The 11,424-nt window shown below is 68.8% G+C and carries 9 protein-coding genes; 5 read left to right on the top strand and 4 right to left on the bottom strand.

Annotation, left to right across the window (positions count from 1 at the left end; all coding sequences use genetic code 11):
* Window positions 1-8 precede the first annotated feature (8 nt).
* Window positions 9-890: a deoxyribose-phosphate aldolase gene (locus AB0M67_RS24025; protein WP_365748498.1), complete on the bottom strand. Its 882-nt coding sequence runs from the start codon at window positions 888-890 to the stop codon at window positions 9-11.
* The gene (gene iolC, locus AB0M67_RS24020) at window positions 887-1,987 is read right to left on the bottom strand and encodes a 5-dehydro-2-deoxygluconokinase (protein ID WP_365748496.1); all 1,101 of its coding nucleotides are present in this window, start codon (window positions 1,985-1,987) and stop codon (window positions 887-889) included. Before iolC ends, AB0M67_RS24025 begins: the two co-directional genes overlap by 4 nt.
* Before the next feature lie 154 nt (window positions 1,988-2,141).
* Here iolC and AB0M67_RS24015 point away from each other — a divergent pair, with 154 nt between their 5' ends.
* The 3 genes from AB0M67_RS24015 to AB0M67_RS24005 all read left to right on the top strand — a co-directional run bounded on the left by AB0M67_RS24015 (window position 2,142) and on the right by AB0M67_RS24005 (window position 6,083).
* Window positions 2,142-3,053, top strand: coding sequence for a sugar phosphate isomerase/epimerase (locus AB0M67_RS24015; RefSeq protein ID WP_365748495.1), 912 nt, complete (start codon window positions 2,142-2,144; stop codon window positions 3,051-3,053).
* Between the two features lie 305 nt (window positions 3,054-3,358).
* The gene (locus tag AB0M67_RS24010; RefSeq protein ID WP_365748493.1) at window positions 3,359-5,599 is read left to right on the top strand and encodes a glycoside hydrolase family 95-like protein; all 2,241 of its coding nucleotides are present in this window, start codon (window positions 3,359-3,361) and stop codon (window positions 5,597-5,599) included.
* Window positions 5,600-5,867: 268 nt separating this feature from the next.
* Window positions 5,868-6,083: a MerR family transcriptional regulator gene (locus AB0M67_RS24005; RefSeq protein WP_365748491.1), complete on the top strand. Its 216-nt coding sequence runs from the start codon at window positions 5,868-5,870 to the stop codon at window positions 6,081-6,083.
* 84 nt (window positions 6,084-6,167) lie between these two features.
* Here the strand turns inward: AB0M67_RS24005 and AB0M67_RS24000 are convergent, their stop codons facing one another.
* On the bottom strand, window positions 6,168-8,432 hold the full coding sequence (locus AB0M67_RS24000) for an MMPL family transporter (protein ID WP_365748489.1): 2,265 nt from the start codon (window positions 8,430-8,432) through the stop codon (window positions 6,168-6,170).
* Window positions 8,433-8,576: 144 nt separating this feature from the next.
* Here AB0M67_RS24000 and AB0M67_RS23995 point away from each other — a divergent pair, with 144 nt between their 5' ends.
* Both AB0M67_RS23995 and AB0M67_RS23990 read left to right on the top strand, forming a co-directional pair.
* Entirely contained in the window at window positions 8,577-9,218 is a 642-nt protein-coding gene (locus tag AB0M67_RS23995; protein ID WP_365748487.1) for a TetR/AcrR family transcriptional regulator, read from the top strand.
* A gap of 138 nt (window positions 9,219-9,356) precedes the next feature.
* The gene (locus AB0M67_RS23990; RefSeq protein WP_365748485.1) at window positions 9,357-9,590 is read left to right on the top strand and encodes a heavy-metal-associated domain-containing protein; all 234 of its coding nucleotides are present in this window, start codon (window positions 9,357-9,359) and stop codon (window positions 9,588-9,590) included.
* A gap of 510 nt (window positions 9,591-10,100) precedes the next feature.
* Here AB0M67_RS23990 and AB0M67_RS23985 read toward each other — a convergent pair.
* On the bottom strand, window positions 10,101-11,399 hold the full coding sequence (locus AB0M67_RS23985) for a citrate synthase (protein ID WP_365748483.1): 1,299 nt from the start codon (window positions 11,397-11,399) through the stop codon (window positions 10,101-10,103).
* Between the last annotated feature and the right edge of the window lie 25 nt (window positions 11,400-11,424).

Below are 11,424 nucleotides of genomic sequence, written 5' to 3'. Positions count from 1 at the left end.
CGTACCCCCTAGAGCAGACCCACGGCCGTATCGACGGCACGGGCCACGTCCCCGTCGACCGGATAGAGCAGCGAACGGCCGACGACCAGCCCACGGACGGTGGGCAGTTGCAGCGCCTTGCGCCATTTCTCGTACGCGCCCTCCTGATCGCCCCCGATCTCGCCGCCCAGCAGGACGGCCGGGAGTGTCGAGGTCTCCATCACCCGGGCCATATCGTCGGGGTCCTGGGTAACGGGAACCTTCAACCAGGTGTACGCCGAGGTACCGCCCAGTCCGGAGGCGATGGCGATCGAGCGCGTCACCGCGTCCGCGCCCAGATCGGTGTGGAGCCTGCCGTCCGCGCGGTAGCAGATGAACGGCTCGACGAAGACCGGCAGCCGGCGTTCCGCCATGGCGTCGACGGCGCGGGCGGTGGAGTGGAGGGTGTCGAGGGAGCGCGGGTCCTCGTAGTCGATGCGGAGGAGCAGTTTGCCCGCGTCGAAGCGGAGCCTGGCGAGGTCCTCGGGGCGGTGCCCGGTGAAGCGGTCGTCGAGTTCGAACGCGGCGCCGGCCAGCCCGCCGCGGTTCATCGAACCCATGACGACGCGGTCCTCCAGGGCTCCGAGGAGCAACAGGTCGTCGAGGATGTCCGCGGTGGCCAGGACGCCGTCGACACCCGGGCGGGACAGCGCCAGACAGAGCCGCTCCAGCAGATCGGCGCGGTTGGCCATGGCGAGGCGCCGGTCCCCGACGGCCAGGGCGCCGCGGGCGGGATGATCCGCCGCGATGATCATCAGCCGGCCGCCGGCGCGCAGCAGGGGGCGGCGGGTACGGCGGGCGGCGGCCTCGGCGACGGCCTCGGGGTGGTACGTACGCAGCCGGACCAGCTCGGGCACATCGACGCCGCTCACGAGAGGGCCTCGGGGGCTCGCACCGAAGACCGCACCGCGGACGGCTCGGTGGACGACGCGGTGGACGGCGCCACGGCGGAGGCCGCAGGATCGGAGGCCGCAGGATCCCCCGCGACGACCCGCCCGGCCGCGAGCGTCCCGGTGACCTCCTCGTCGTACGGCATCGCGGAGGAGCAGGCGAGGCGGCCCGCGACGATGGCCCCGGCGGCGTTCGCGTACCGCATGACGCGCTCCAGATCCCAGCCGGCGAGCAGTCCGTGACAGAGGGCGCCGCCGAACGCGTCCCCCGCGCCGAGTCCGTTGACGACATCGACGGGGACGGGCGGCACCTCGGCCCGGCTGCCGTCCCGATGGACGGCGAGCACGCCCTTGGGACCCTGCTTGACGACGGCCAGCTCGACTCCGGCGGCGAGCAGCGCCCGCGCGGCGGCATGGGGTTCACGCTCGCCCACGGCGACTTCGCACTCGTCCAGATTGCCCACGGCGACGGTGGCGTGGCGCAGGGCCCGCGCGTACACCGCGCCCGGCTCCGTGCCCTCCGGCTCCGGAGCGCCCGGCTTCGCACCGTCCGGCCAGAACATCGGCCGCCAGTCGAGATCGAAGACGGTGATCCCCGATTTTCCGCGCGCTTCCAGCGCCGCGAGGGTCGCCGTACGGCTGGGCTCCGCGCACAGGCCGGTGCCGGTCATCCAGAAGATACGGGCAGAACGGATGGCGTCCAGGTTCAGTTCGCCCGGGTGGATCTCCAGGTCGGGGGCCTTGGGCAGCCGGTAGAAGTAGAGCGGGAAGTCGTCCGGGGGGAACACCTCGCAGAAGGTGACCGGGGTCGGATACGCGTCCACCGCCGTCACCCAGCGGTCATCGACCTCGAACTCCCGCAGCGCCTGGTGCAGATAGTCCCCGAACGGGTCCCGGCCGGTACGGGTGATGACGGCGGTACGCCGGCCGAGCCGAGCCGCCGCCACGGCGACATTCGTCGCGGAGCCGCCGAGGAACTTCCCGAAGGTGTCGACCTGAGCCAGCGGGACCCCGGTCCGCAGTGGATAGAGGTCCACCCCGATCCGGCCCATGGTGATGACGTCGTACGGCTCAGGCATGCGCGTCCCTTCGGTTCGGCGGTCACTCCGACGTCACTCCCACGTCCACGTCACCCCCAGGTCTAATGCCGCCCCGGAGCCCTGTCAACGTTTTGTCCTTACATTCGGACCTAGGGGTTGACACTCTTTCCGGACGGCCGGAAAGCTGACCGGTATGACCTCTTCCGTACCCACGTCCAACCGCATCCGGGTCGGGTCGGCCCCCGATTCCTGGGGCGTGTGGTTTCCCGACGATCCTCAGCAGGTTCCCTGGCAGCGCTTCCTCGACGAGGTCGCCGAGGCGGGCTACGAATGGATCGAACTCGGCCCGTACGGCTATCTCCCCTCCGATCCCGTCCGGCTGGGCGAGGAGACCGCCCAGCGCGGGCTGAAGGTCTCCGCCGGAACCGTCTTCACCGGGCTGCATCACGGCCCCGCCGTCTGGGAGAAGACCTGGGCGCATGTCGCGGACATCGCCGCGCTCACCCGGGCGATGGGCGCGGACCATCTGGTCGTCATCCCGTCGTTCTGGCGCGACGACAAGACCGGCGAGGTACTGGAGGGCCGCACCCTGACGGCGGAGCAGTGGCGCGATCTGACGGCGGGGACCGAGCGGCTCGGCCGCGAGGTGCGGGACAGGTACGGGCTGCGCATCGTCGTCCATCCGCACGCCGACACCCATATCGACAGCGAGGAGAACGTCAGCCGCTTCCTCGACGCGACCGATCCCGATCTGGTCTCGCTCTGTCTGGACACCGGGCACTACGCCTACTGCGGTGGCGACAGCGTCAAACTGATCGAGACCTATGGGGAGCGGATCGGCTATCTCCATCTCAAGCAGGTGGACCCCGAGATCCTCGCCGGGGTCGTCGCGGAGGAGGTGCCGTTCGGGCCGGCGGTCGGGCGCGGGGTGATGTGCGAGCCGCCGGGCGGGGTTCCCGCGCTTGAACCGGTGCTCGCCGCGGCGCGGCGGCTGGATGTGGACCTCTTCGCCATCGTCGAACAGGACATGTATCCCTGCCCTCCCGACAAGCCGTTCCCGATCGCCGCGCGCACGCGCCGTTTTCTGCGGAGCTGCGGCGCCTGACGCGACGCATCCGCGCGGCGGCCTGACACCGCGCGCGGCCACTCTGACGCCCGGAACTGGATCCGAAAGGTTCCGTCCGGGCGTTTCCGCATCTCCCTCCAATAGCCTCATCGACCTCATTGATCCGATCTTTCCCCGCTTTGGCTTCTTGACAGGGACACGACTGCGGCAGGATCGTCCTAGTTAGGGAGATTCCTGAGCCGAAGACAGGGGCCGCCGTGCATTCATCCGTTCCTCCACCTTCATCGCGCCCCGGATTCCTCGGAGGTATCACCCGGGCGGGGCGCATCTCACGGCGTACGTTCATGACGGCGGCGGGAGCGGCGGCCTTCGCGGTCTCCTCGCGCACCGCCTGGGCACGGACCTCCGACGGCGACGGCGGTAGCGCCGACGGCACGGACGCGCACCGCCGCATCCTTCTGGACGCGGCCATGAAGTGGCGGAGACTTCCATCCGGTTGGCAGTCCGCGCCCTTCTTCGGGAACGGCTTCCTCGCCGCGCATCTCTACAGCAAGGCGGGCGAGGGCAACACCCTGCGGATCATGCTCAACCACTCCCTGGTACAGGACCAGCGCGGACAGTGGGAGGCGGCCATCGGCTACTCCCGGCTGCCGGTCGGCTATCTCACCCTGACCTTCGCGGGCACGGTCACGGATGTCGACTGGTCCCTTGATCCGGCGACCGCCGAGTTGAACGGCACGGTCACCACGACCGCCGGCGGCGTCCGTATGCGCGTACTGATCCTGCGTCAGAGCGATGTGCTGTTGGTGTCCCTGGAGCCCACCGCGGGCGAGCGGACCGCCGCCTGGGGGTTCACGGCGCTGCAGTCGGCCACCACCAGGACCAACCGTGTCCCACCGGAGTACACCGCCAACCCCGATCCGGCCGCGGGGCCCGGTTTCGTGGAACAGCCACTGCACGCGGGCGGCGGGTACACCACGGCCTGGCGGGAGATCCAGGAGGGCAGCGGACGGCTGCTCGCGGCCGGCATCGCCTATGGCTTCCCGGATTCGACCGGCCGCGAGCGCGCGCTGGCGGCCGTGGACCGGGCGCTCACCACCGCCCCGGACAGGCTCGTACGCGAACACCGGGCGTGGTGGGGCGACTTCTACCGGCGCAGTCTGGTCTCGGTCCCGGACAAACATCTCCAGCGCTTCTACTGGCTCCAGCTCTACAAGATGGCGTCGTCCACCGGGAAGGACTCCCCCGTCCTGCCCGTCTTCGGGCCGTGGTTCCCGGAGACCGGCAACAACTGGACCAATATCTGGTGGAACCTCAACACCCAGGTCGCGTATCCGCTGATCAATGGCTCCAACCATCTTGAACTGGACGCGATCACCCCCACCTTCCGTACGTACCACCGCAACCTGGAGCTCAACATCCACCCCGCCCACCGGGACGGGGCGAGCTACGCGCTCTGCCACCCGGGCGACCGGGAGCTGCGTCCGGGCCCGCGCTATGTGGGGGTGCCCGGGGTCAGCCCCAACGACCACACCGGCAATCTCACCTGGGCCATGCACAATGTGTGGCTGTCCTACCGGCACTCCATGGACCGGCGGATTCTCCAAGACGTGCTGTATCCGGTGCTCAGCCGGGCCATCGCCTATTACGCGCGCTTCCTGACCGAAGGGTCCGACGGACTGCTGCATCTGCCGGAGACCCGGTCACCGGAGTACGCCAACGCGTCCGACTGCACCTACGACCTCTCATTGATCCGCTGGGGTTGCCGGACACTGCTGGAGGCGACGCGAGTGCTGCGGATCCATGACGCACCGACCGCGCGCCTGCGCGACATCCTGGCCCGGCTGGTGCCGTACCACCGGGGCGAGCAGGGTGTACTGATCGGCGCGGAGGTGCCGCTCGCGGAGTCGCACCGGCACTACTCGCATCTGCTCTGGCTCTACCCCCTCCAGGAGTCGCTGGACCGTAAGAGCTTCGAGCACTGGGCGGGGATGAGGGAGCGCTGGCACGGCTACAGCTTCGCCGCCGCCGCCTCGATGGAGACCCTCTTCGGCAACGCGGACCGGGCGCTGTCGTATCTGAAGTTCTTCACCGACGGAAACACCGTCGACAGCACGCAGTTGACGCCGAACACCCTGTACCGGGAGGGCTCCAACTTCGCCATCGAGAGCCCGCTCGCCGCCGCCCAGTCGCTGCTGGACATGCTGGTCCAGAGCCATGGCGGTACGGTCCGCGTCTTCCCCGCCGTCCCCTCGGGCTGGGCGGACGCGTCGGTCCAACGCCTGCGTACCCAGGGGGCGTTTCTCGTGGACGCGTCACGTTCGGCCGGCCGCACCGACTGGGTGACGGTACGGAGCGAGGCGGGCGCGCCGCTGGCGCTGGACCACGGCATCGAGGGCGCGATCGACGTACGCGACGAGCACGGCCGGCAACTGCCGTACCGAGGCACCGGGACCATCACCGTCGATCTGCCGAAGGGCCGCACCGCCGTGCTCACCCGAAGGGGCTCGAACCCGGTTCTACGACCGCGCGACGTAAGGGCGGACGGCACATATCCGCGGTGGGGACTGCCCGAGGCGGACTGATGACGCACCCGGCCTCATGCCCCTGACGCGGTCCATCCGCGCCGCATGAGGTGTACGCGCCATATGTGACGCATGTGCCACAAAGGTCCCTCCACCGTCACACATATCTCCATTACACGGTCCTTTCGTCACAAGGAGGTGACAAATCCATCCTCCTCATCACTCTGTGTCGCTCGGGGGGCACAGGGTGGGTGATCACCAGCGTCGTGCCGCAGCTCCCCCGACGGCCCCCCGGCCTCCCTGCGGCGGACGTGGGGAGGTGTCACTGGTGACGGACAAAAACCTCTGGTCATACAAGGAGATCGCGGCGCACATCAGGGTGCAGCCGGACACCGTCCGCTCCTACCGCAAGCACGGACTGCTTCCACCGCCCGACCATGTGGAGAACGGAAAGCCCTACTGGTACGCGGACACCGTCCGAGCCTGGGTGGCCCAGCGCCCCGGCAACAGAAGTAACGGAAACAAGAGAAACAACAGAGGCTGAGCGAGGCAACGGCGTCCGCCCGCCGTGGGCCCGCACCGATCCGGTACGGGCCCACGGCCCCCGTTCCGGATCGGTGCGGGGCCGTCAGACGCCCGCCGTGTCCCGGTCCCGGTCAGCGGGCTCCGTCCGAGCCGGATCCCTCGCGTCCACTTCGGCGATCGGCTTCGACTCGCCCTCACTCAGCCCGAACCGGTCATGGAAGCGGCGCAGCGGCCCGGGGGCCCACCAAGTCGCCCTGCCCGTCAGCTTCATCACCGCGGGCACCAGCAGGCTGCGGACCACCATCGCGTCCATCAGTACGGCGAGCGCGATACCGAGCCCGAGCATCTTGGTGTTGGTCACCCGGGAGGTGCCTATGCCCACCATGACCACCGCGAGGATCACGGCCGCCGCGGTGATCAGTCCACCGGTGCGCCGGAGGCCGAAGGTCACCGCCTGTTCGCGGTCACCGCTCCGGTCGTACTCCTCCTTGATCCGGGAGAGCAGGAAGACGCCGTAGTCCATGGAGAGCCCGAAGGCGACACAGAACATCAGGACCGGCAGGGTCGTCTCGATGTCGCCGGTGGCGGTGAAGCCGAGCAGCCCGGAGAGGTTGCCGTCCTGGAAGACCCAGACCACCGCCCCGAACATCGCTGTAAGACTCAGCGCGTTGAGCACGACCGCCTGGATCGGGATCAGCACGCTTCCGGTGAGCAGGAAGATCAGCAGCAGGGTCACCACCACGATGATGGCCACCGCCCAGGGCAGCCGGTCGGCAATGGCGTCCTTGGAGTCGACCAGGACGGCGGCGGTGCCGGTCACCGATGCCTCGAACGCGGCTGGTTCCGCGCGGATGTCCCGGACAAGCTGCTGGGCCTGCTGCCCGACCGCCTCTCCTTCGGCCCGCACCGTGAAGTACCCGTGTTCACCCGAGGTGACGGGACCGTCGACCCCGAGCGCCCCCGGCAGAGCCGCTATCCGGCTGCGGTAGTCGGCGTACTCGGCGGGCGTGGCAGCACCCTCGACGAACACCTCCAGGCCCCCGCTGGGACTGCCGGGAAAGCCGTCCCTTATCTCTTCCTGAACCACCCGGGAGTCGGCGCTCGCCGGCAGCTGCCGATAGTCGGCGGTGCCGAACGTGGCTCCCAGGAAGGGCAGTCCGAGCACTATCAGCCCGGCCGCCGTCGCGAGGGCGAAGACCGGCGCCCGGCGCATCACCAGCGCTGCCGTACGCGCCCAGCCGGCCCCCGGCTCGGCGGGCGCGCCCACGGCTTCCGACCCGTCCCGCGCCCCGGACTTCCGCCGCACCCGGCGCAGCAGCACCCGTAGATCCAGCGCGTTCACCCGGTGGCCCAGCAGCATCAGCGCGGCCGGCAGCAGTATGAGCGCGGCGGCCGCCGCCAGCAGCACCACCGCGATCCCGGCATAGGCGAAGGAGCGCAGGAAGTACTGGGGGAAGACCATCATGGCGGCCAGCGACACCGCCACGGTCAGCGCGGAGAACAGCACCGTCCGCCCGGCGGTGCGCAGCGTGACGCCCACGGCGTCCCGTACCTCGGCCCCCTCGGCCAGCTCCTCGCGGAACCGGCGCACGATGAACAGGGCGTAGTCCACGGCGAGTCCGAGCCCCAGGGCCGTGGTGAGGTTCTGCGCGAAGACCGAGACGTCGGTGAGCTCGGTGATCCCGCGCAGTACCGCGTTCGTCCCCAGAATGGCGACGATGCCGAGCCCGAGCGGCAGCAGTGCGGCGACCGCGCTGCCGAAGACCATCACCAGCAGAACCAGCGTCACCGGCAGGGCGATCAGCTCGGCCCGCAGCAGATCTTCCTTGATGATGCCCTGCATCTCGTGCTGCACGGCGACGGGTCCGCCGAGCGAGACCTCCAACGGCCCGTGAGTGCCGCGGAATTCGGGCGCTATCCGGTCCAGGGCCGCGGCGGCCGTCTTCTCGTCGCCCTCGATCCTCGCCGTGACCAGCGCTTCCCGGCCGTCCTCGGCACGCAGCGCGGCCGATCCGGTCCCCCAGTAGGACCCGACCCCGCTGATCCCCGGCTCGGCCGCGAGCCGGTCGGTGAGGCGCTTGGCCTCCGTGGCGACCGCGGGGTCGTCCACACTCCGGCTCCCGCTGTCGACGAGCAGCAACAGATTGGGCTGGGAAGCCGGGAACTCCCGCTCCAGCGCCCGGGTCGCGTAGGTCGACTCGGCGTCCGGATCCGCCCAGCCGCCGCTGCCCATCCGGTCGGCGACGCCGCTTCCGGCGAAGACGGCCAGGGCCGTGATCACCAGTGCGACCAGTAGAGAGAGCCTCGGGCGCGCGGTGACGAACCGGGTCCATCCCCCAGGACTCGGTCCCGTATTGACTTCGGACATGGTGCGGTGTCCCCTTCACCGTGACCCGTGGCATGGGTCAGTCATTGTCATAGAATAGACAAACACGAGTCTTCGCTCGCATTAATCAATAATGCGAGCCCCCACTCGCGTTTGTCAACCGATCCAGGAAAGCCGGGGATTCACATGCCCGAGGCCAAGAACGGCAGCGAGAACGGGACGGGAAAGCCGCGCCGCCGTCAGGCCCGCGGCGAGCGCCGCATCGCCCAGCTCCTCGAAGCGGCGGCCAACGTGTTCTGCACCAACGGCTACACCGCGGCGAGCACCAACTCCATCGCCCGCGAGGCCGGCGTCTCCCCGGGCACGCTCTACCAGTTCTTCCCGAACAAGGAAGCCATCGCGGTGGAGCTGGGCGATCAGCTGCTGACGCGCTGGCGCGCCACCTACGGCCAGGCATTCACCCCGACCCACCTCGAACTGCCGCTGGACCAGCTGCTGGACGCCGTCCTCGACCCGCTGATCCAGTTCAACTTCGAGAACCCCGCCTTCGGCGTCCTCATGCACGGCCCCGACATCCCCGGCCAGGTCACCCGGGAGCACGACGCTCTGCACTCCTCCATGCTCACCCGGGTCGAGGAAGTCCTCGCCTGTTACCTCCCCGCGACTCCCGAGCCCGACATCACCCGGGTCGCACACATGGTCTTCGCCGTGTACAAGGCGGGCATGGACGTGGTCCTCGCCGCGGCGCCCGCCGAGCGGGACGCGTACATCGCCGAGCTGAAAGCGATCCTCTTCCGCTACATCGATCCGCTCGTCGGGGATCTCTGAGCCGGCGGCCACCAGCGGGGCCGGGTTCTGCTTCATACCCCCTAGGGGTAAAATCGCGGATGTCGGGAGGTCGCGCGGCCCACGCGCACCCCTGACGCGCCACCCGTCCCCACGTCAGCCCCGAAGAGGAGAAACGCCATGACCGCCGAGACGAAGAACCAGGTCACCACCGTCTATCAGGTCACCGGTATGACCTGCGGACACTGCGAGGGGGCCGTCTCCAGCGAGATCTCCGGGATCGAGGGTGTCACGTCCGTGGAGGCCACGGCGGCCACGGGCCGGGTGACCGTTGTATCCCTGGCCCCGCTGGACGAGGAGGCCGTACGCGCCGCCGTCGACGAAGCCGGGTACGAACTGGCCGGACAGGTCTGACCACACGATCAGAGGCAGGGACTCGCCTACTCCTCCGTTTATGTGGTTAGCGCCTCCTATGCGCCTACGGTCCTTCACATGCGCCACAGGACCTTCACAAAGAGATCTAGATCACATAGATTGAGGGGTAACCATTAGGTCGACTCGCGAGTCTAAGAGGACGATGCCAGAGAACGTCTTGGGGGACGTTCGACGGGATCGTGTGGGATGTCTTGGGGGACGTCTCATGCACGCGATTGGCCGGGGCACGTGCACCGGGGAGCTTTGAGCGGCCCTCCCGTACGTACCCCGGTCCGACCGCTAGTAGCCGTTGATGGTTACGGCAGACGCCCGGCCCGGATCCCGTGGGGGGAATCCGCTCCGGGGATATGGAAAGCGCCCCGTTCGCCGACCCGTGGGGGGATCGGCGGCGGGGCGCTTTTCGCTGCGTACACCCGGCGTACACCGGCGTGCGCGGTACGAGCGGGCGGGCGCCGGGCCCTCGGGGGCCCGGGCGCGGGGAAGCGTGGGTCAGCGGGACTCGACCGGAACGAAGTCGCGCAGGACCTCGCCGGTGTAGATCTGGCGCGGACGGCCGATACGGGAGCCCGGCTCCTTGATCATCTCGTGCCACTGGGCGATCCAGCCGGGCAGCCGGCCGAGCGCGAAGAGAACGGTGAACATCTCGGTCGGGAAGCCCATGGCCCGGTAGATCAGACCGGTGTAGAAGTCCACGTTCGGGTAGAGCTTCCGCTCGACGAAGTAGTCGTCGGCGAGCGCGTGCTCTTCGAGCTTGAGCGCGATGTCGAGCAGCTCGTCGGACTTGCCGAGAGCCGAGAGGACGTCGTGCGCCGCCGCCTTGATGATCTTCGCCCGGGGGTCGAAGTTCTTGTAGACGCGGTGCCCGAAGCCCATGAGCTTCACGCCGTCTTCCTTGTTCTTCACCTTGCGGATGAAGGAGTCCACATCGCCGCCGGAGGCCTGGATGCCCTCAAGCATCTCCAGCACCGACTGGTTGGCGCCACCGTGCAGCGGGCCCCACAGGGCGCTGATGCCGGCGGAGATCGAGGCGAACATGTTCGCCTGCGAGGAGCCGACCAGACGCACGGTGGAGGTCGAACAGTTCTGCTCGTGGTCCGCGTGCAGGATCAGCAGCTTGTCGAGGGCGGAGACCACGACCGGGTCCGGCACATACTCCTGCGCGGGGACCGAGAAGGTCATCCGCAGGAAGTTCTCGACGTACCCGAGGTCGTTGCGCGGGTAGACGAAGGGGTGGCCGATCGACTTCTTGTAGGCGTACGCCGCGATGGTGGGCAGCTTGGCGAGCAGCCGGATCGTGGAGAGATGACGCTGCTTCTCGTCGAAGGGGTTGTGGCTGTCCTGGTAGAACGTGGACAGCGCGCTGACCACGGAGGACAGCATCGCCATCGGGTGGGCGTCGCGCGGGAAACCGTCGTAGAACCGCTTGACGTCCTCGTGCAGCAGCGTGTGCTGGGTGATCTCGTTCTTGAACGACGCCAGCTGGTCGACCGTCGGTAGCTCGCCGTTGATCAGCAGATACGCCACCTCGACGAAGCTGGACCGCTCCGCCAGCTGCTCGATCGGATAGCCGCGGTAGCGCAGGATGCCCTGTTCGCCGTCGAGATAGGTGATCGCGGACTTGTAGGCGGCGGTGTTGCCGTATCCGCTGTCCAGTGTCACCAGACCGGTCTGAGAACGGAGCTTCCCGATGTCGAAGCCCGTATCGCCGACGGTGCTGTTGATCACCGGGTAGGTGTACTCGCCGTCGCCGTACCGCAGTACTACCGCGTTGTCGCGTTTCTCGCTCACGTCATCCCTCACCGACGTAGTGCCT

The sequence above is a fragment of the Streptomyces sp. NPDC051662 genome (genome assembly GCF_040681655.1).
Taxonomy (GTDB): domain Bacteria; phylum Actinomycetota; class Actinomycetes; order Streptomycetales; family Streptomycetaceae; genus Streptomyces.
Note: the sequence above shows the minus strand (reverse complement) of the source record. Positions and strands in the feature narration are given on the sequence as shown.

What these genes read in the sequence shown, in the direction of transcription:
- iolC (WP_365748496.1), bottom strand. Translation starts at nt 1,987, where the DNA reads ATGCCTGAGCCGTACGACGTCATCACCATGGGCCGGATCGGGGTGGAC.
- AB0M67_RS23995 (WP_365748487.1), top strand. Translation starts at nt 8,577, where the DNA reads ATGCCCGAGGCCAAGAACGGCAGCGAGAACGGGACGGGAAAGCCGCGC.
- AB0M67_RS24015 (WP_365748495.1), top strand. Translation starts at nt 2,142, where the DNA reads ATGACCTCTTCCGTACCCACGTCCAACCGCATCCGGGTCGGGTCGGCC.
- AB0M67_RS24010 (WP_365748493.1), top strand. Translation starts at nt 3,359, where the DNA reads ATGACGGCGGCGGGAGCGGCGGCCTTCGCGGTCTCCTCGCGCACCGCC.
- AB0M67_RS24000 (WP_365748489.1), bottom strand. Translation starts at nt 8,432, where the DNA reads ATGTCCGAAGTCAATACGGGACCGAGTCCTGGGGGATGGACCCGGTTC.
- AB0M67_RS23990 (WP_365748485.1), top strand. Translation starts at nt 9,357, where the DNA reads ATGACCGCCGAGACGAAGAACCAGGTCACCACCGTCTATCAGGTCACC.